This is a genomic window from Kocuria sp. CNJ-770 (assembly GCF_001942375.1).
Classification (GTDB): domain Bacteria; phylum Actinomycetota; class Actinomycetes; order Actinomycetales; family Micrococcaceae; genus Kocuria; species Kocuria oceani.
In genome coordinates, this window is record NZ_MKJW01000133.1 from 56351 (window position 1) to 74989 (window position 18639).

Sequence of the window (18639 nt, forward strand, 5' to 3'; positions counted from 1 at the left end):
CTCACTCCTTGGTGTAGGGCTGGCCCGAGGCCGCCGGGGCGCGGGAGGCGCCGACGAGCCCGGCCACCGCCAGGATCGTCACGACGTACGGGAGCATCGCCAGGAACTGGCTGGGCACCGGGGTGCCCAGGAAGGACAGGATCGACTGGAGGTTGGACGCGAAGCCGAACAGCAGCGACGCGAGCAGCGCCCCGATGGGGTTCCACCGGCCGAAGATCAGCGCGGCCAGGGCGATGTACCCCGCACCGGAGGTCATGTCCCGGGTGAACGCGGAGACGGAGACCAGGGTGTAGAACGCCCCGCCGACACCGGCGACCATACCGCCGAGCAGCACGTTGCGGAAGCGCAGCGCGTTGACCTTCACGCCCAGGGTGTCCGCGGCCTTGGGGTGCTCGCCCACCGCGCGGGTGCGCAGTCCCCAGCGGGTGCGGTAGAGGGCGAACCACACCACGGCCACCGCCACGTACATCAGGTACCCGATCACGGACTGGTCGAAGAGGATGGGGCCGACCACGGGGATCTCGGAGAGCACGGGCACGGCGATGCGCGGCAGCCGCGGCGGGGAGTTGAACACGCTCGCGTTGGTCTCCAGGACCGTGGCGAAGAGGAAGCCGGTCAGCCCGGAGACCAGCACGTTGAGCACCACGCCCACGATCACCTGGTTGACCTTGTAGGTGATCGAGAAGACGGCGAGGACCAGGGAGACCAGGGCCGCGCCGACCACGGCGGCCAGCAGACCCACCCAGGCGCTGCCGGACAGGGACCCGGCCACGGCCGCGGAGAAGGCGCCGAACAGCAGCTGGCCCTCGATCGCGATGTTCACGACCCCGGAGCGCTCGCACAGCAGTCCGCCCAGGGAGCCGAAGATCAGCGGGATGGCCAGGGCCACGGACCCGGCCAGCAGGCCCGAGAGGGACACGTCCGGGGTGCGCGAGCTGCCCACGACCCACACGAGGAAGCCGCTGACGAAGAAGAAGCCGAACACCAGCACCGCCCAGCGCGGCAGCTGCGCCCGGGCCCGGGCGCGCACGAAGGCCAGGGCCGTCAGGGCGAGGAGCACGACCACGGTGAGCCAGCCCCACACCACGCCGTTGACCGCGAGGTCCGGCACGCGGAAGAGGTCGCCGTCCTCGGAGACGCGGAAGGCGACCCGGGTGTCCGGGGCGTTGAGCGCGAACAGGACGAGGGCCACGGCGCTCAGCAGGGCCAGGACCACGGGGGTGCGCCAGCTGGTCACGCCCACGACCTCGTTGGCCGCCGCCGTGGACAGCTCGGCCTCGGCCGGCGCGGTGGCGGTGTCAGCGGCGGTGGTGGCGGTGCTGCCGCCGGCCCACGGGGCGCTCTCGGGCTGCGGTGTCGGTTCCTGCGAGCTCATGCCCGGGCCCCCTCGGTGGCGATGGTGGTGGTGCCCCGTCCGCGCCGGCGGCGGACCCGGTCCTGGCCGGTCCTCAGCAGCGGCGGCAGGGCGATGAACAGCACGATCAGCGACTGCACGACCAGCACGATGTCGATGTTCGTGCCGGTCATCGACTGCATCGTGACGCCCCCGGCGCGGAAGGCGCCGTAGAGCAGGCCGGCGAAGAAGGTCCCCCACGGCCTGGATCGGCCCAGCAGGGCCACCGTGATCGCGTCGAAGCCGAAGGACGCGGCGATCCCGGAGGTCAGCGCCCGCTCGGTGCCGGCGATCTGCGCGACGCCCGCGAGGCCGGCCAGTGCGCCCGCGAGCAGCATGACGACGACGTAGCCGCGCGTGACGGAGATGCCGGCGGTGCGGGCCGCGCGCGGGTTGGCGCCCACGGCGCGCAGCTCGAAGCCCACCGTGGAGCGGTGGAGCAGCCACGCCACGAACACCGTGGCGAGGACCGCGAGCACGAAGCCCCAGTGCAGGCGGAACTGCTCCCCCAGCAGCCGCGGGAACATCGCGGTCTCGGCGACCTGCGGGCTGATCGGGTTCGAGGAGCCGGGGCGCAGGAACGCGGGCCGGGTCAGCAGGTAGGCGACCAGGTTCAGCGCGATGTAGTTGAGCATGATCGTGAGGATCACCTCGTGGGCGCCGGTGCGGGCCTTGAGCAGCCCGACGATCCCGCCCCACAGGGCCCCGCCCAGGGCGCCGGCGAGGACCACGGCGAGCAGGTGCACGCCCACCGGCAGCTGCCAGGCGAAGCCCACCCACGCGGCGAGGGCCGCACCGATCAGCAGCTGGCCCTGGGCGCCGATGTTGAACAGCCCCGCCCGGAAGGCCACGGCCACGCCGAGACCGGCGAGGATCAGCGGGGTGGCCACGGTGAGGGTCTCGGTGAGCGGGTAGATCCGCTGGGCGAAGGTCGTGCCGCTGGGGTTGTAGACGGCGCCGTAGAACATCGCCTCGTAGGCGGAGGACGCTGCGGCCCACATCGCGGCGAGGGTGTCCCCGGGGCGGGCGAAGAAGTAGCCCGCGGCGTCGGCGACGCGCTCGTCGGTCACGGCGATCAGCAGCCCGCCCAGCACCAGGGCCGCGACGATCGCGAGCACCGACTGCAGCGCCGAGCCCAGCCAGGTGCGCCGCGGGGCGTCGGGGGTGGTGGCCGTGGGCGGCGGCACGCTCTGCTGCTCGGCGACCGCGGGGGCCGCTCCGGTGGCGCTCATGCCTGCTCCTTCGTGTGCGGGGCGGTGTGCGGGGCGGCGGAGGCGCGGGCCTCCTCGGCGGTGGCCCCGGCCATCATCTGGCCCAGGACGTCCCGCGGGGTGTCGGGGCCGACGATGCCCATGATGCGGCCGTGGAAGAACACTGCGATGCGGTCCGCGAGCGCGTAGACCTCGTCGAGCTCGGTGGAGACGATGAGCACGGGCACGCCCTTGTCCCGCTCGGCGACGATCTGCTCGTGGATGAACTCGATCGACCCGACGTCCACCCCGCGGGTGGGCTGGGAGGCGAGGAAGAGCTCGAGGGGCCGGGACAGCTCCCGGGCGATCACGACCTTCTGCTGGTTGCCGCCGGAGAGCGTCTGCACCGGGGCGTCCACCGACGGGGTCCGCACGTCGAACTCCTCGACGGCGCGGCGGGCGTTGGTCTGGATCTCGCCCAGGCGCAGGGAGGGCCCGTGGGAGAAGCGGTCGTCGCCGTAGAGGTCCATGACCAGGTTCTCGGCCACGGTGAAGGGCCCCACGAGCCCGTCCGTGGAGCGGTCCTCGGGGACGAACCCCACGCCGGACTCCAGCACCTGGCGCACCGACCGGCCCAGCAGCTCCGCGCCGCCCAGCCGGATCGAGCCGGTGGCCCGCTCCCGCAGGCCCAGGATCGCCTCGGCGAGCTCGGTCTGGCCGTTGCCCTGCACACCGGCCACCGCGAGGATCTCCCCGCGGGCCACGTCGAAGCTGACGTCGTCGAGCAGCTTCACGCCGTTGTCGCCGACCACGGTGAGACCGCTGACCTCGAGGGCGCGCTCCCCCGGTTCGGCCTGCCCCTTGGCCACCGTGAGGGAGACGTCGCGGCCCACCATCAGCGCGGCGAGCTCGGAGGTCGAGGCCTCCGGGGAGGTCTGCCCCACCACGCGGCCGCGGCGGACCACGGTGATCACGTCGGAGATCTCCTTGACCTCGCGCAGCTTGTGCGAGATGAACAGGATCGAGCGCCCCGAGCCGCGCAGCTGGCGCATGATCTCGAGCAGCTCGTCGGTCTCGCGCGGGGTGAGCACGGCGGTGGGCTCGTCGAGGATCAGCACCTGGGCCTCCCGCACGAGGGCCTTGATGATCTCGACGCGCTGCTGGACGCCCACGGGCAGGTCCTCCACGACGGCGTCCGGGTCCACGTGGAAGCCGTAGCGGTCGGAGATCTCCCGGATCCGGCGGCGGGTGGTCTCCAGGTCCAGGGCCGCGCCCTTCGTGCTCTCCGCCCCCAGGGCGACGTTCTCGGCGACCGTGAACACGGGCACGAGCATGAAGTGCTGGTGCACCATGCCGATGCCGGCGGCCATGGCGTCGCCGGGGCCCTTGAAGGACACCTCGGTGCCGTCCACGAGAATCCGCCCCGCGGTGGGCCGGTAGAGCCCGTACAGGACGTTCATCAGGGTCGACTTGCCGGCCCCGTTCTCCCCGAGCAGGCAGTGGATCTGCCCGGGCTCGACGACGAGGTCGATGTCCTCGTTGGCCGCGAAGGCACCGAACCGCTTGGTGATGGACTGCAGCTCGAGCTTCATGGTGGTCCTCCTCCTGGGCCGTGCGCGGCCCCGGGCGGGCACGCCACCGCCGCCAGCTGCGGCCGGGGAGCCGTGCTGGCGGCGGTGGGTGCGGTGGTCGCCGACGTCCGGGATCAGGCCTGCGGCGAGTTCTCGGACTCGACGGTGACGGTGCCGTCGATGATGTCCTGCTGGAGCTGCTCGACCTCGGCGGCGAGCTCCTCGCCCACGGCCTCCTCCTGGTCGTGGTAGGGCGCGATGCCCACCCCGCCGTTCTCGAGGGTGCCGATGTAGGGCTCGTTGCTGAACTCGCCCTCCGCCGAGTTCTCGACGACGTCCTGCACGGAGGTGCTCATCTGCTTGAGCACGGAGGTGAGCTGGTACTGCTGGCCCTGGTCCAGCGTCTCGTAGCCGTCGGCGTCGACCCACACGAAGCGGACCTCGTCGCCGCCGTCGTTGGCGGCGACCACGGCGTCGAGGGTGCCCAGCGCCGCCTGGCCCGCCACGGGCATGATGATGTCCGCGCCCTCGTTGATGAAGTTCTGCGTGGTGGTCTTCGCCGCGGAGGTGTCGGTGAAGCTGTTGACGAAGGTGCCGTCCTGGGCGTCCTTGTTCCAGCCCAGCAGCTCGACGTTCTCGCCCTTGGTCTCGTTGTAGTGGGCGACGCCGTCGGCGAAGCCGTCCATGAACACCGTCACGGTGGGGATGTCCATGCCGCCGTAGGCCGCGACCTTGCCGGTCTGGGTGGTGCCGGCCGCGACGTAGCCGGCGAGGAACGCGGCCTCGGCGGTGTTGTAGACCAGCGGCTTGACGTTGTCGAGCTCGATCGAGGCGTCGTCCACGATCGCGAAGTTCGACTCCGGGTTGGCCTCGGCGGCCTCACGGGTCGCGTCGGCGAGGAGGAAGCCCACGGCGACGGTCAGGTCGCAGCCCTGCTGGACCATGGAGTTGAGGTTGGGCACGAAGTCCGTCTCGGCCTGGGACTCCGCCTGCTGGATCTCGATGCCCATGGACTCCTGCGCGGCCTGCAGGCCCTCGTAGGAGTTCTGGTTGAACGAGCGGTCCTGGAAGCCCCCGGAGTCCGAGACGATGCAGCCGGTGAAGTCGCTGGCCTGCTCCTGCGCCTCACCGCCCTCCTCGGGCGCGGCCCCGCAGCCGGCGAGGACCAGGGCGGAGACGCCGAGCAGCGCGGCGGCGGAGAGCGGGCGGGGTCCTCGGGACGTCCGGGGCGAGAAGGTCATGGTTCCTCCAGGAGACAGGCGTGACCCGGCCGCGGGCAGCGGGTCCCGTCCACGCGGTGTGGCGTGACGTGGTGTCATTCTACCCACGGGTAGGCGCGGTGGACGGAGGCTGGCGTTAATTCGTCGTGACGTCGGGGCGCGTCTCCCGGGAGCGCAGCCGGATGGCCCGCAGGGCGGTGTTGGCCATGACCTGGACGCCGCAGCCGATGGCCGCCTCGTCGGCCACGTAGTCCGACTGGTGCAGGTCGTAGGTGTGCCCGCCCCGGGTCCGGGTGCCCAGGCGCATCATCGCCCCGGGGACCTCCTGGAGGAACCACGCGAAGTCCTCCCCGCCCATCGACTGGTGCACCAGGACCACGGCGTCCTCGCCGAGCTCCGCGCGGGCGGCGTTCTCGATGATGGTGGTCTCGGTCTCCCCGTTGACCACGGGAGGCACGCCGCGGATGTGCTCCAGTTCCACGTCGACCCCGTAGGGCGCCGCGACCTGGTGCACGACCTCGTCGAGCAGCCTGCCGGCCCGGTGCCAGGCGTCGGCGTCGAGGCAGCGCATGGTCCCGGACATGAACCCCGTGGCGGGGATGGCGTTGGGCGCCACACCGGCGTGCATCTGCCCCCAGACCACCGCGACCCCGGAGCGGACGTCGATCCGCCGGGAGAGCACGGCGGGGACGTTGACGGCGATCTGGGCCATCGCGTAGACGAGGTCCTGCGTCAGGTGCGGGCGGGAGGTGTGCCCGCCGCGGCCGGTGAACTCGATCCGCACGGTGTCCGAGGCGGAGGTGATCGCCCCGATCCGGGTCCCGACCTGCCCCACGTCGACCTTGGGCTCGCAGTGCAGCGCGAACATGCGCGGCACGCCCTCCAGCGCGCCCTGGCGGATCACCGTGAGCGCGCCGCCGGGCAGCTGCTCCTCGGCGGGCTGGAAGACGATCCGCACGGTGCCGGCGATGTGCGCGGTGCGGTGCAGGTCCGCGAGCACCTTGGCCACGCCCACCATCACGGTCGCGTGGATGTCGTGGCCGCAGGAGTGGGCCACGCCGTCGTTGGCGGAGGAGTAGTCCAGGCCCGTCGCCTCCTGGATGGGCAGCGCGTCGATGTCCGCGCGCAGGCCCACGGCCAGCGGCCCGTGGCCGATGTCCACGTAGCAGCCGGTGTCGGTGAGCCGCACGGGGCTCAGGCCCATGTTCTCCAGGGCGGCGACGATCCGGTCGGTGGTGCGGAACTCCTGGTAGGACAGCTCCGGGTGCCGGTGCAGGTCGCGCCGGAAGGCGATCAGGTCCGGCAGGAACCGCTTGAGGAGGGGGCCGATGGCCGGCGGGAGGCCGGCCTCCAGGGCCGCGGCGGGAGATGGCGCGTCAGGCATCTGTCCAGGGTACTCCGGGCCGCGCGCGGCCCGGGACGCTCACAGCACGTCCGTGTTGCCGCTCTGCTTGAGCGAGGCCACCGCGTCCTTGACCCGCTGGGCGTGCTCCTGCGTGGTCACCAGCAGCGCGTCGGGGGTGTCGACGACGACGATGTCCTCCACGCCGATCAGCGCGATCATCCGGCCCGTGTCGGAGACGACGATGCCCGTGGAGCTGTCGGCGAGCACCCGGCTGTTGTCGCCCAGCACGGTCACGTGCGGGTCCCCCTGCGGGTCGACGTGGTTGAGCCTGCTGATCGCGGCGAAGTCGCCCACGTCGTCCCAGGTGAAGGTCGCGGGCACCATCGCGACGTCCCCGGCCGCGGCCGCGGGCTCGGCCACGGCGTAGTCGATGGCGGTCTTCGGCAGACCCGGCCAGACCCGGTCGACCACCTCGTCCTGCGCGGGCGTGCCCCACGCGTCGGCGATCTCGGCCAGCCCGGCGTGCAGCGCGGGCTCGCTGGCGGCGAGGTGGCGCAGCATCAGCGAGGCGGGGGCCACGAACATGCCGGCGTTCCACGTGTAGTTGCCGCTGTGCACGTAGGCGCGCGCGGTGGCCTCGTCCGGCTTCTCCACGAACTGCTCGACCTGCAGGGCGTGCGGGGCGCCCTCGAGGCCCAGCTGCGTGCCGGCGCGGATGTAGCCGAAGCCGGTGGCCGGGGAGCTCGGCGGGATGCCGATGGTCACGATCCGGCCCGAGGCCGCCGCCGCCACCGCCTCCCGGACCACGTCCTGGAACGCCTCGGCGGGCTCGATCACGTGGTCGGCCGCGAAGGAGCCGACGATCGCGTCCGGGTCCTGCCGGGCGATCAGCATGCAGGCGAGGCCGATGGCCGCCGCCGAGTCCTTGGGGGACGGCTCGAGCACGAGGTCCCCCGGGGACAGCTCCGGCAGCTGCCGGCAGACCGCGGGGGCGTGGGTGCGTCCGGTGACGACCATCACGCGGCCGCCGCTGAGCCCGGCCAGCCGGTCGTAGGTGGCCCGCAGCAGCGACGAGCCGGATCCGGTGAGGTCCAGCAGGAACTTCGGGGCGTCGGCCCGGGACAGCGGCCAGAGCCGGGAGCCGACCCCTCCGGCCGGGATGAAGGGGTGGAAGTGCGCGAGGGGAGAGGTCACACGGATCACCATACGACGCCGGGACGGGCGGCACGGAAAACGACGTCCGCCCACGGCGAGATCCGTGTCCTGGCGGGGGACAGGCTGTCAGTAAACGGCGTCCGTGCTGGTATCGTGGAAAGGAACTCGCGCAACATCCGACACAGAGCCGGAGGGCTCCGCTCACGTCGTGCGCAGTGCGAATTCCCGGTTTTCAAGAGCGCACGACGGCGAGCGACTCAGGGAGGTTTTTCAGTGGCGAAGACATCCAAGGGCACCTTGTACCGCGGCCAGGCCCATGGCCAGTGGTCCTGGGTCGCCCACCGCATCACCGGCGTGGCCATCTTCTTCTTTCTTCTGGTCCACGTCCTGGACACCGCGCTCGTGCGGGTCTCGCCCGAGGCCTACAACGCGGTCATGGAGACCTACAAGAACCCGGTCATGGGCCTCGGCGAGGCCGGCCTCGTGGCGGCCATCGTCTACCACGCCTTCAACGGCCTGCGCATCATCCTCGTGGACTTCTGGTCGCAGGGCACCCGCTACCAGAAGCAGATGCTCTGGGGCGTCCTCGTGCTCTGGCTCGTGGTGATGGTCCCGTTCCTGGTCCGGCACCTGTCCAACATCTTCCACCTCTCCATCTTCGGGGGTTAAACAATGAGCACTCCGCTCAAGGCAAGCATCTCGGTCCCCCGGAGCAAGGACCTCGAGGTCAACGGCGTCAAGTACAACCGCTCCTCCTCCCGTCGCAACAACTTCGAGATGTTCGCGTGGCTGTTCATGCGCTTCTCCGGCGTGGTCCTGCTCGTGCTGGTCTTCGTCCACCTGTGGGTCAACCTCGTCTCCCCCGAAGGCGGGGTCGAGGCCGTGGACTTCGCGTTCGTGGCCGGCAAGTGGGCCAGCCCGTTCTGGCAGGTCTTCGACATGCTCCTGCTGTGGCTCGCGATGCTGCACGGCACCAACGGCCTGCGCGTGATCATCGACGACTACGCCGAGAAGGACCGCACCCGGTTCTGGCTGAAGGTCTTCCTCTTCACCACCTCCGCCTTCGTCATCCTGCTGGGCACCCTGGTGATCTTCACCTTCGAGCCCTGCCCCGCCGGCGCGGACCCGGCCCTGCTGGCCTCCTTCTGCACCGCGGGCTGAGACCTCTCGCGCGGACGGCCCGCTCCCCGGCGGGCCGTCCGCGCCGTCCGGCCGCAGGCGACCGGACCCCAGAACACCTCCTGAACACCCAACAGAAAGAACAACCGGTATGCAGGTTCACAAGTACGACGTGGTCATCATCGGTGCCGGTGGTGCCGGTATGCGCGCCGCGATCGAGGCCGGCCAGCGCTCTCGTACTGCCGTACTCACCAAGCTGTACCCCACCCGCTCCCACACCGGCGCGGCGCAGGGCGGCATGTGCGCAGCACTCGCCAACGTGGAGGAGGACAACTGGGAGTGGCACACGTTCGACACCATCAAGGGTGGTGACTACCTCGTAGACCAGGACGCCGCGGAGGTCATGGCCAAGGAGGCCATCGACGCGGTCCTGGACCTGGAGAAGATGGGGCTGCCCTTCAACCGCACCCCCGAGGGCAAGATCGACCAGCGCCGCTTCGGCGGCCACACCCGCGACCACGGCAAGGCCCCCGTGCGCCGGGCCTGCTACGCCGCGGACCGCACCGGGCACATGATCCTCCAGACGCTCTACCAGAACTGCATCAAGCACAACGTGGAGTTCTTCAACGAGTACTACGTCCTGGACCTGGTGATGACCGAGGTCGACGGTCAGCGACGCGTGGCGGGCGTGGTCTCCTACGAGCTGGCCACCGGCGAGCTGCACGTCTTCCAGGCGAAGTCCGTGGTCTTCGCCTCCGGCGGGGCGGGCAAGGTCTACAAGACCACCTCCAACGCGCACACCCTCACCGGCGACGGCATGGCCATCGCGTTCCGCAACGGCCTGCCGCTGGAGGACATGGAGTTCATCCAGTTCCACCCGACCGGCCTGGCCGGCCTGGGCATCCTGGTCTCCGAGGCCGCCCGCGGCGAGGGCGGGATCCTGCGCAACGCCGACGGCGAGCGGTTCATGGAGCGCTACGCCCCCACCATCAAGGACCTCGCCCCCCGCGACATCGTGGCCCGCTCGATGGCCAACGAGGTGCGCGAGGGCCGTGGGGCCGGGCCCAACAAGGACTACGTCCTGCTCGACCTCACCCACCTGGAGCCGGCGCACATCGACGCGAAGCTGCCCGACATCACGGAGTTCGCCCGGACCTACCTGGGCGTGGAGCCCTACACCGAGCCGGTCCCGGTGTTCCCCACGTGCCACTACGCGATGGGCGGGATCCCGACCAACATCAAGGCCGAGGTGCTGCAGGACAACGAGACCGTGGTCCCGGGCCTGTACGCCGCCGGCGAGGTGGCCTGCGTGTCCGTGCACGGCTCCAACCGCCTGGGCACCAACTCGCTGCTGGACATCAACGTGTTCGGCAAGCGGGCCGGGATCTACGCGGCCGAGTACGCCCAGCAGGCCGAGTTCGTGCCCGTCCCGGACACCGCCCTGGAGAGCACCGAGGCGCTGCTCGACAACGCCCGCAACGGCACCGGCACCGAGAAGGTCGCCGCGATCCGCAAGGACCTGCAGGACACCATGGACCTCAACGTCCAGGTGTTCCGCACCGCGGAGACCCTGCAGACGGCGCTGGACGACATCGCCGCCCTCGAGGCCCGCTACGCGAACATCTCGATCCAGGACAAGGGCAGGCGCTTCAACCTGGACCTGCTCGAGGCCGTGGAGCTCGGCTTCCTGCTGCAGCTGGCCAAGGTCATGACGGTCGCGGCGCTGCACCGCAACGAGTCCCGCGGCGGCCACTTCCGGGAGGACTTCCCGGAGCGCGACGACGAGAACTTCATGAAGCACTCGATGGTCTACCTCGACCCCTCCTCCCCCACCGGGGGCATCCGGCAGGAGACGAAGCCCGTCATCTTCACCCGCTACGAGCCCATGGAGCGTAAGTACTGATGTCCACCGCACACACTCCCGACCGACCCGAGGACGGGCGCAACGACGACCCGCAGGACCGGGCTCCCGAGCACGGCCACGCGCCGGGCCACGACCAGGACGACCGCGCGGGCTACAAGACCGATGCGGACGCCGGATCCGTCGACGAGCGCAACGAGGCCGAGGCCGCGGCCGTGGACCCCGCCGCCGAGAACGCCGAGGGCGGTGAGCCCGCCTCGCAGGTGGACCTGCCCGAGGAGCAGCAGGGCAACCAGGAGATCCCCACGTTCGACCTCACCATGCGGGTCCGCCGTTACAACCCCGAGCTGTCCGACGAGGTGCGCTGGGACGAGTTCAAGCTCACCATGTACGGCACCGACCGGGTGCTGGACGCCCTGCACAAGGTCAAGTGGGAGATCGACGGCTCGCTGTCCTTCCGCCGCTCCTGCGCCCACGGCGTGTGCGGCTCCGACGCCATGCGCATCAACGGCCAGAACCGCCTCGCCTGCAAGGTGCTGCTCAAGGACCTGGACCTGTCCAAGCCCGTCACCGTGGAGCCCATCAAGGGCCTGCCGTGCGAGAAGGACCTGATCGTGGACATGGAGCCGTTCTTCCAGTCCTACCGCGAGATCATGCCCTTCCTCGTGGCCGGCGGCAACGAGCCGACCATGGAGCGCTACCAGTCCCAGGAGGACCGCGCGCGCTTCGACGACACCACCAAGTGCATCCTCTGCGCCGCGTGCACGTCCTCCTGCCCGGTGTTCTGGACCGACGGCCAGTACTTCGGTCCGGCCGCCATCGTCAACGCGCACCGGTTCATCTTCGACTCCCGCGACGACGCCGGGGACCTGCGCCTGGAGATCCTCAACGACAAGGAGGGCGTGTGGCGCTGCCGCACGACCTTCAACTGCACCGAGGCCTGTCCCCGCGGCATCCAGGTCACCAAGGCCATCTCCGAGGTCAAGAACGCCATCCTCAGCCGCTCCATGTGAGCGTCCCGACGGCCCCGAACGGCGGCCCGCCCCGGCGACGGGGCGGGCCGCCGTCGTCGTCGCGGAGCCCCCACCGTGGGCACCTCCGTGCCGCCTGCGGGCGACGCCTCGGCCCACCGGGCACGGACCACGGAAAGGTCAGCGGGCAGGTCAGCGGGCGGGGCCGGGCACCGAGCTCATCGGCAGCACGGTGACGGCCACGGCCTCCCCCGCAGGGTGCACCCGGCCGCCGTGCTGGTCCGCCTGCACGATCGCCCCGAGCGCGGCGGAGAACAGCAGGACCTGGCTGAACAGGTAGAACCACACGAGCACCCCCACCACCAGGGCCACGGACAGCAGGTAGGGGTTGGCGGTGAATCCGGAGATCACCGTGCCGCCCACGTAGCGCAGGGCGAAGTTGCCGACCGCGGCGGCGAGCACCGTGGTGAGCAGGGCGCGGCGGGTCAGCCGCAGTCCCGCGACGCCGCGCACGAGCTCGAGGGCGAACAGGGCGTCCAGGACCACGACGAGGAGGGTGCTCAGCGCCCACGTCAGCCCGGTGCGCAGCCACTCGGGCTGCCGGCCCCAGCCCAGCTCGCCGGCGGTGTCCAGCAGGAAGCCCAGGAGCCCCGACGCGGCGCTGTTGGCCACCACCGACAGGGCCAGCAGCACCCCCAGCACCAGCAGGCCCAGCAGGTCGCGCGGCACCGCCGCGACCGGCACGCCCTGCGCCGGCGGCACCTCGAAGATCCGGCGGAACGCCAGGCGCACCCCGGAGACCCAGCGCCAGCCGGCGAAGAACAGGACGGCGGTGCCGATGACCGTGGCCAGGGTGAAGGGCCGGGCGTCCTCCAGCAGCGCCAGCGGCACCACTCCCCCGTCGCCCGTGTTGAGCAGGCCGGGCACCCGCTCGGTGACCGCCCGCACCACGGCGTCCCGGACCGCGGGGTCGTTGCCGAGGAAGATGCCGATCGCGGAGAAGCCCACGACCAGCAGGGACGTGGAGGCGAAGATCAGCACGAAGGACAGCCCGGCCGCCATGAGCGGGCCACCGTGGAAGAGGTAGTGCATCACCACCCGCACCGGCAGACGCGTGAAGAACCGCGAGAGCACCACCACCAGCGCCGACCCGGCCAGCGCCAGGGGGCCGGCGCCCGCGGCCCGCCGCTCGCGCAGCAGCGCCTCCTGGCGCAGCGCCTCCCGGCGCAGCCCGTGCCGGTCGACCGCCCGGGGCGGCATCTCCGGTGCCGGGCCGGGCCGGGGCCCCGTGCTGGTGCTCATGGCGGGGGCTCAGCGCCCGCCGCGGTCGGTCCCGGTGAAGGGGAACTCCTCGCGGATCCGCCAGACGCCGCGGCCGTCGAGCTCGTAGAGGCCGATCCGGTCCACGAGGAAGCCGGCGCGGTAGGTCCGCAGCGCCTGCTGGGCGCGGTCGAGGTCGTCCTCCCCCACGGCCTGGGCGATGGTGACGTGCGGGTGGAACTCGAACGGGGACGCGGAGACCAGCTGCTCCTCGTGCAGGGCTTCGTGCAGGGCGCGGCACTGCTGCGCGCCCTCGAGGACGCGAAGGTAGACCACCGGGCTCACCGGACGGAACGTGCCCGTGCCGTTGATCTCCAGGCGGAACGGCCGCCAGTGCCGGGCCACGGACCGCACCCGCTCGACGACCTCGCCCCAGTGCGCCGCCTGCGGGGCGATCATCAGGGTGATGTGCGCCGGCACGGCGTAGGAGGCCGGGTCCCCGAAGGACGCGCGCCAGTCCTGCAGCTCCCGGCCCACGGGCTCGGGCAGCTCGATGACCACGCCCGCGTAGACCTGGCCGGGGCGGATGGTCGGAGACTGGTGCGTTGGGATCACGTCAACTCCTCACAGGACGGGACCCAGCCTAGCCCAGCCCTCCGGCCCGGCTCAGGAAGCCCATCCGGTCGTAGACCGACGCCAGGGTCGCCACGCTGAGCTCCCGGCCCTTCTCGGCGCCGCGGGCCAGGATGCGGTCCAGCTCGGCGGGGTCGTCCAGCAGCTCGAGGGCACGGGTGCGGATGGGCTCGAGCGTCTCGGTGACCACCTCCGCCAGACCGACCTTGAGGTGCCCGTACATCCGGCCCTCGTACTCCGCGACGATCTCGTCCACCGGGCGGGCCGTCAGCGCGGAGTAGATGGTGAGCAGGTTCGAGATCCCGGGCTTGGCCTCGCGGTCGAAGCGGATCTCGGTGCCGTCGTCGGTGACGGCGGACTTGATCTTCTTGGCGTTCTGCTTCGCCGGGTCCAGCAGCCGGAGGAGCCCGCTCTCCGCGGCCGCGGACTTGGACATCTTGGCCGTGGGGCTCTGCAGGTCGTAGACCTTCGCCGACTCCGCGAGGATCTTGGCCTCCGGGACCACGAAGGTGTCGCCGTACCGGGCGTTGAAGCGCTGCGCCAGGTTGCGGGTCAGCTCGAGGTGCTGGCGCTGGTCCTCGCCGACCGGGACCTGGTGCGCCTGGTAGATCAGGATGTCCGCGGCCATCAGCACGGGGTAGGCGAACAGTCCCACGGTGGCGTTCTCGGCGCCCTGCTTGGCGGACTTGTCCTTGAACTGGGTCATCCGGGAGGCCTCCCCGAAACCGGTGATGCAGTTCAGCGCCCACGCCAGCTGGGCGTGCTCGGGGACGTGGGACTGCACGAGCAGCGTGGAGCGCTCCGGGTCGATGCCCGCCGCGATGTACTGGGCGGCCGTGACGCGGGTGCGCCGGGCCAGCGTCGCGGGGTCCTGGTCCGTGGTCACCGCGTGCAGGTCCGCGACGAAGAACACGCACTCGTTGTCGTCCTGCATGTCCACCCAGTTGCGTACCGCGCCCACGTAGTTGCCCAGGTGCAGCGAGTCCGCGGAGGGCTGCACCCCCGACACGACACGGGGCCTGCCGGAGGCGGAACGGACGTCGAACGGCGCGGGGGCAGCGGTCACGGTGTGGGGTCCTTCGGTCGGGCCGGCGCCGGGTGGGCGCGGGAGTGCGGGGCGGGAGTGCGGGGCGGAGCGGGTCAGAGCTGGTAGTCGACCACCACGGGCGCGTGGTCGGAGAAGCGGGTGTCGTAGCTGGGGGCGCGGTCGACCACGGCGGAGACGGCGGCGGCCGCCAGCCCCGGGGTGGCCATGTGGTAGTCGATGCGCCACCCGGCGTCGGTGTCGAAGGCCTTGCCGCGGTAGGACCACCACGTGTACGGGCCGGGGACGGGTCCGGCCAGCTCCCGGGCGACGTCCTTGTACCCGTGCTCACCGAAGAAGCGGTCGAAGTAGGCCCGCTCCTCGGGCAGGAACCCGGCGTTCTTGACGTTGCCCTTCCAGTTCTTGATGTCGAGCTCGGTGTGCCCCACGTTGAGGTCGCCCACCACGAGGACGTGCTCCCGCGTGCGGGCCAGCTCCGGCAGCCGCTCGGTCATGACGTCGAGGAACCGGTACTTGTCGTCCTGGCGCACGGTGCCGACCTCGCCGGAGTGCACGTAGGCCGAGACCACGGTGAGCGTGCTGCCGTCGGCGAGGGCGTGGTCGGTCTCGACCCACCGCCCCGAGGCCGCGAAGTGCTCGTGGCCGATGGAGTCCCGCCGGGCCACCGGCAGCAGCGTCCCGGCGCGGGCGTCGCGGCGGGTCGCGACCGCCACGCCGGCCCGGCCCTTGTCCGCCGCCTCGGCGTGGTGGACGTCCCAGGTCTGCTCGTCGAGCAGCTCCCGGACGACCCGGTCGGGCGCCCGGACCTCCTGCAGGCACAGGATGTCGACGTCGCGCCCGGCGAGCCAGTCGGCCATGCCGCGCTTGTAGGCGGCGCGGATGCCGTTGACGTTGACGGTGGCGACGCGCAGGACGTTCTCGGAGCGGGACATGCGGGGGCACCTGGCCTTCGGGACGGTGGGGGCGATCGGGGGGATGACGGTACGGTCGGGCCGCGGGTCAGTCGACGACGGTGCCGCTGAGCGGCTCCTGGCGGAGCATGCTCATCCCGTTGCCGGCGGTGATGTCGATCGTGTCGAGGGCCCGGTCCAGGGCCTCGCGGTCCACGCCCTCGGCCGGCAGCCCGGCGAGCTCCTGCTTGATCACCTTGGACTGGACGAGGACGATCTGGAAGCTGTGGGAGAGCTTCTCGTCCCGCATGGAGCGGGTGGCGCCGGACTGCGCGGCGGCGGGGGCGCGGCCGGAGCCGGTCCGCAGCTGCTCCTGGGCCTCCTCGACCTGCCGGCGGCCGAAGCGGGCGGCCTTGCGGACCATGAGCACCACCCACGTGGCGAGCAGCAGCCACCCGAGCGCGATGCCCGCGAGCGCCCAGCCGAGCCACGAGTTGGCGTTCGCGGCCTGCAGCAGCGCCACCACGAAGATCACCACGAGCACGGCCAGGCCGATGACCGTGCCCCAGAGGCTCGTGCGGCTGCCGGTCCCGGGGGCGGACGGGCTGGACGTGGCGGAGGATCCGATGGAGCGCATGGTCACCATTGTCTCAAATCCCCGGCCCGGCCACGAACCGGGCGGCCCCGGCAGGCCCGGTTCCCGGCGCCGGGGCCGCCCGGAACGGGCCCGGCGCCGGGAACGACCGCTCGTTCCCGGCGCCGGGGCCGGTGCCGGGGGCCGGTGCTCAGCGGGCGCCGGCGTGCCGCTCGGCGGCCTCCACGACGTTGAGCAGCAGCATGGCCCGGGTCATGGGGCCGACGCCGCCGGGGTTCGGCGAGATCCAGGAGGCCTTCGCGGCGGCCGCCGGGTCGATGTCGCCGGTGAGCCGCTTCTTCCCCGTCTCCGGGTCCTCCACGCGGGAGACCCCCACGTCCAGCAGCACGACCCCGTCCTTGAGGCGTCCGCGCCGATCATGTGCGGGCGCCCGGCGGCGGCCACCACGACGTCGGCCTGGGCCAGCAGCGCGTCGAGGTCCTTCGTGCCGGTGTGGGCGAGGGTGACCGTCGCGTTGATCTCCCGGCGGGTCAGGATCAGCCCCATGGGCCGCCCGACGGTCACACCGCGGCCGACGACGAGCACGTGCCGGCCGGCGAGGTCCACGTCGTGGCGGCGCAGCAGCTCCACGATGCCGTTGGGCGTGCAGGGCAACGGGGAGGCCATCGGGTCGGAGACGTTGAGCACGAGCCGGCCGAGGTTGGTCGGGTGCAGCCCGTCGGCGTCCTTGTCCGGGTCGACGCGCTCGAGGATCGCGTTGGTGTCCAGGTGGCCGGGCAGCGGCAGCTGGACGATGTACCCGGTGCAGGCCGGGTCGGCGTTGAGCTCGTCGATGACCGCTTCGAGGTCCTCCTGGGAGACGTCGGCGGGCAGCTCGCGGCGGATCGAGGAGATCCCGACCTCGGCGCAGTCCTTGTGCTTGCCGCCCACGTAGGAGTGGGAGGCGGGGTCGTCGCCCACGAGCACCGTGCCGAGGCCCGGGGTGACGCCCTGCTCCGCCAGCGCGGCCACGCGCTGGGCGAGCTCGGCCTTGATGGCCGCGGAGGCGGCCCGCCCGTCGAGGGTGCGCGCGCCCACGCTCACCACTCCTCGAGGCCGTCGTAGAGCGGGAAGTCGGTGGCGAGCTTGTCCACGCGCGCGCGCAGGGCGGCGACGTCCGCGCCGGGCTTGAGCGCGGTCGCGATGATCTCGGCGACCTCCTCGAACTCGGGGGCGCCGAAGCCGCGGGTGGCGAGGGCGGGAGTGCCGATCCGCAGCCCGGAGGTGACCATCGGCGGGCGCGGGTCCCACGGCACGGCGTTGCGGTTGACGGTGATCCCGGCCTCGTGCAGGAGGTCCTCGGCCTGCTTGCCGTCGAGCTGCGAGTTGCGCAGGTCCACCAGCACCAGGTGCACGTCGGTGCCGCCGGTCAGGACGGAGACCCCGGCCTCGGCGACGTCGGCGGCGGTGAGCCGATCGGCCAGGATCCGGGCGCCCTCGACGGTGCGCTCCTGGCGCGCGCGGAACTCCTCGGTGGCGGCGATCTTGAAGGCCACGGCCTTGCCCGCGATGGCGTGCATCAGCGGGCCGCCCTGCTGGCCCGGGAAGACGGCGGAGTCGATCTTCTTCTTGAGCTCACCGGTGGTGAGGATCACCCCGGAGCGGGGACCGGCGAGGGTCTTGTGCACGGTGGAGGTCACCACGTGGGAGTGCGGGACCGGGTTGGCGTGCAGGCCCGCGGCCACGAGCCCGGCGAAGTGGGCCATGTCCACCCACAGCTTGGCGCCGACCTCGTCGGCGATGGAGCGGAAGGCCTCGAAGTCGAGCTCGCGCGGGTAGGCGGACCAGCCGGCCACGATGGTCTGCGGCCGCTCGGCGAGAGCCTGCTCCCGGACCCTGTCCATGTCGATCGTGTAGCTGTCGGGGTCGACCTCGTAGGCGGCGATCTCGTAGAGCTTGCCGGAGACGTTGAGCTTCATGCCGTGGGTGAGGTGGCCGCCGTGGGCCAGGGACAGTCCCATGAGCTTGTCGCCGGGCTGCATCAGGGCCTGCATCACGGCGGTGTTCGCCTGGGCGCCCGAGTGCGGCTGGACGTTGGCGTGCTCGGCGCCGAACAGCGCGGTGGCGCGGTCACGGGCGAGGTTCTCGACGACGTCGACGTGCTCGCAGCCGCCGTAGTAGCGGCGGCCGGGGTAGCCCTCGGCGTACTTGTTCGTCAGCACCGAGCCCTGCGCCTCGAGCACCGCGCGCGGGGCGAAGTTCTCGGAGGCGATCATCTCGAGGGTGCCGCGCTGGCGTCCGAGCTCGTCGGCGATGGCCGCCGCGACCTCCGGGTCGACCTCGGTGAGAGGCTGGTTGGTGACGGACTGGATCGAGCTCGTGGACATGCCGCTCCTCGGGTGGGGACCAGGG

16 protein-coding genes and 1 pseudogene are annotated in these 18639 nt (G+C 71.8%); 4 read left to right on the top strand and 13 right to left on the bottom strand.

Annotated elements, in window-relative coordinates; genetic code table 11:
- Window position 1: 1 nt before the first annotated feature.
- The 6 genes from BJF77_RS16290 to BJF77_RS16315 all read right to left on the bottom strand — a co-directional run bounded on the left by BJF77_RS16290 (window position 2) and on the right by BJF77_RS16315 (window position 7925).
- Window positions 2-1375, bottom strand: a complete 1374-nt coding sequence (locus BJF77_RS16290; RefSeq protein WP_075872825.1) for an ABC transporter permease — start codon at window positions 1373-1375, stop codon at window positions 2-4.
- Window positions 1372-2625, bottom strand: coding sequence for an ABC transporter permease (locus BJF77_RS16295; protein WP_075872826.1), 1254 nt, complete (start codon window positions 2623-2625; stop codon window positions 1372-1374). Before BJF77_RS16295 ends, BJF77_RS16290 begins: the two co-directional genes overlap by 4 nt.
- On the bottom strand, window positions 2622-4175 hold the full coding sequence (locus tag BJF77_RS16300) for an ABC transporter ATP-binding protein (protein ID WP_075872827.1): 1554 nt from the start codon (window positions 4173-4175) through the stop codon (window positions 2622-2624). Before BJF77_RS16300 ends, BJF77_RS16295 begins: the two co-directional genes overlap by 4 nt.
- 113 nt (window positions 4176-4288) lie before the next feature.
- Window positions 4289-5395, bottom strand: a complete 1107-nt coding sequence (locus BJF77_RS16305) for a BMP family protein (protein ID WP_075872828.1) — start codon at window positions 5393-5395, stop codon at window positions 4289-4291.
- Window positions 5396-5510: 115 nt separating this feature from the next.
- Complete coding sequence (locus BJF77_RS16310; RefSeq protein WP_075872829.1) at window positions 5511-6758, bottom strand: amidohydrolase; 1248 nt, start codon at window positions 6756-6758, stop codon at window positions 5511-5513.
- 39 nt (window positions 6759-6797) lie between these two features.
- A complete protein-coding gene (locus BJF77_RS16315) occupies window positions 6798-7925 on the bottom strand; it encodes a mannose-1-phosphate guanylyltransferase (protein ID WP_075872830.1) in 1128 nt (375 codons plus the stop codon).
- 222 nt (window positions 7926-8147) lie between these two features.
- Here BJF77_RS16315 and sdhC point away from each other — a divergent pair, with 222 nt between their 5' ends.
- From sdhC to BJF77_RS16335, 4 genes are all read left to right on the top strand, one after another.
- Window positions 8148-8543 (top strand): succinate dehydrogenase, cytochrome b556 subunit, encoded by a 396-nt coding sequence (gene sdhC / locus BJF77_RS16320; protein ID WP_047804024.1) that lies wholly within the window; start codon window positions 8148-8150, stop codon window positions 8541-8543.
- A gap of 3 nt (window positions 8544-8546) precedes the next feature.
- Window positions 8547-9035, top strand: a complete 489-nt coding sequence (locus tag BJF77_RS16325; RefSeq protein WP_075872831.1) for a succinate dehydrogenase hydrophobic membrane anchor subunit — start codon at window positions 8547-8549, stop codon at window positions 9033-9035.
- A gap of 109 nt (window positions 9036-9144) precedes the next feature.
- Window positions 9145-10896 carry a succinate dehydrogenase flavoprotein subunit gene (gene sdhA, locus BJF77_RS16330; RefSeq protein ID WP_047804022.1) on the top strand — a complete coding sequence of 584 codons (1752 nt, stop codon included), beginning with the start codon at window positions 9145-9147 and terminating at the stop codon, window positions 10894-10896.
- The gene (locus tag BJF77_RS16335) at window positions 10896-11867 is read left to right on the top strand and encodes a succinate dehydrogenase iron-sulfur subunit (RefSeq protein ID WP_255396321.1); all 972 of its coding nucleotides are present in this window, start codon (window positions 10896-10898) and stop codon (window positions 11865-11867) included. The genes sdhA and BJF77_RS16335 overlap by 1 nt, the downstream gene beginning before the upstream one ends.
- A gap of 150 nt (window positions 11868-12017) precedes the next feature.
- Here BJF77_RS16335 and BJF77_RS16340 read toward each other — a convergent pair whose 3' ends face one another.
- The 7 genes and pseudogenes from BJF77_RS16340 to glyA form a co-directional block, all read right to left on the bottom strand.
- The gene (locus BJF77_RS16340; protein WP_075872832.1) at window positions 12018-13127 is read right to left on the bottom strand and encodes a YihY/virulence factor BrkB family protein; all 1110 of its coding nucleotides are present in this window, start codon (window positions 13125-13127) and stop codon (window positions 12018-12020) included.
- A 9-nt stretch (window positions 13128-13136) separates the two neighbouring features.
- Window positions 13137-13700, bottom strand: a complete 564-nt coding sequence (locus tag BJF77_RS16345) for a 2'-5' RNA ligase family protein (RefSeq protein ID WP_083665221.1) — start codon at window positions 13698-13700, stop codon at window positions 13137-13139.
- A 28-nt stretch (window positions 13701-13728) separates the two neighbouring features.
- Window positions 13729-14784 carry a tryptophan--tRNA ligase gene (trpS, locus tag BJF77_RS16350; RefSeq protein WP_075872833.1) on the bottom strand — a complete coding sequence of 352 codons (1056 nt, stop codon included), beginning with the start codon at window positions 14782-14784 and terminating at the stop codon, window positions 13729-13731.
- Window positions 14785-14858: 74 nt separating this feature from the next.
- On the bottom strand, window positions 14859-15695 hold the full coding sequence (locus BJF77_RS16355; RefSeq protein ID WP_047805005.1) for an exodeoxyribonuclease III: 837 nt from the start codon (window positions 15693-15695) through the stop codon (window positions 14859-14861).
- A 67-nt stretch (window positions 15696-15762) separates the two neighbouring features.
- Window positions 15763-16290 carry a hypothetical protein gene (locus BJF77_RS16360; protein WP_047805004.1) on the bottom strand — a complete coding sequence of 176 codons (528 nt, stop codon included), beginning with the start codon at window positions 16288-16290 and terminating at the stop codon, window positions 15763-15765.
- Window positions 16291-16438: 148 nt separating this feature from the next.
- Window positions 16439-17334: pseudogene (locus BJF77_RS16365) on the bottom strand (bifunctional methylenetetrahydrofolate dehydrogenase/methenyltetrahydrofolate cyclohydrolase).
- Window positions 17328-18614, bottom strand: coding sequence for a serine hydroxymethyltransferase (gene glyA, locus BJF77_RS16370; RefSeq protein WP_075872834.1), 1287 nt, complete (start codon window positions 18612-18614; stop codon window positions 17328-17330). The pseudogene BJF77_RS16365 and the gene glyA overlap by 7 nt, the downstream one beginning before the upstream one ends.
- Window positions 18615-18639: the final 25 nt, after the last annotated feature.

Bases quoted from the DNA above. Each gene is read 5' to 3' on its own strand.
- BJF77_RS16290 (WP_075872825.1), bottom strand. From the start codon at position 1,375: ATGAGCTCGCAGGAACCGACACCGCAGCCCGAGAGCGCCCCGTGGGCC.
- BJF77_RS16295 (WP_075872826.1), bottom strand. From the start codon at position 2,625: ATGAGCGCCACCGGAGCGGCCCCCGCGGTCGCCGAGCAGCAGAGCGTG.
- BJF77_RS16300 (WP_075872827.1), bottom strand. From the start codon at position 4,175: ATGAAGCTCGAGCTGCAGTCCATCACCAAGCGGTTCGGTGCCTTCGCG.
- BJF77_RS16305 (WP_075872828.1), bottom strand. From the start codon at position 5,395: ATGACCTTCTCGCCCCGGACGTCCCGAGGACCCCGCCCGCTCTCCGCC.
- BJF77_RS16310 (WP_075872829.1), bottom strand. From the start codon at position 6,758: ATGCCTGACGCGCCATCTCCCGCCGCGGCCCTGGAGGCCGGCCTCCCG.
- BJF77_RS16315 (WP_075872830.1), bottom strand. From the start codon at position 7,925: ATGGTGATCCGTGTGACCTCTCCCCTCGCGCACTTCCACCCCTTCATC.
- BJF77_RS16325 (WP_075872831.1), top strand. From the start codon at position 8,547: ATGAGCACTCCGCTCAAGGCAAGCATCTCGGTCCCCCGGAGCAAGGAC.
- sdhA (WP_047804022.1), top strand. From the start codon at position 9,145: ATGCAGGTTCACAAGTACGACGTGGTCATCATCGGTGCCGGTGGTGCC.
- BJF77_RS16335 (WP_255396321.1), top strand. From the start codon at position 10,896: ATGTCCACCGCACACACTCCCGACCGACCCGAGGACGGGCGCAACGAC.
- BJF77_RS16340 (WP_075872832.1), bottom strand. From the start codon at position 13,127: ATGAGCACCAGCACGGGGCCCCGGCCCGGCCCGGCACCGGAGATGCCG.
- BJF77_RS16355 (WP_047805005.1), bottom strand. From the start codon at position 15,695: ATGTCCCGCTCCGAGAACGTCCTGCGCGTCGCCACCGTCAACGTCAAC.
- BJF77_RS16360 (WP_047805004.1), bottom strand. From the start codon at position 16,290: ATGCGCTCCATCGGATCCTCCGCCACGTCCAGCCCGTCCGCCCCCGGG.
- glyA (WP_075872834.1), bottom strand. From the start codon at position 18,614: ATGTCCACGAGCTCGATCCAGTCCGTCACCAACCAGCCTCTCACCGAG.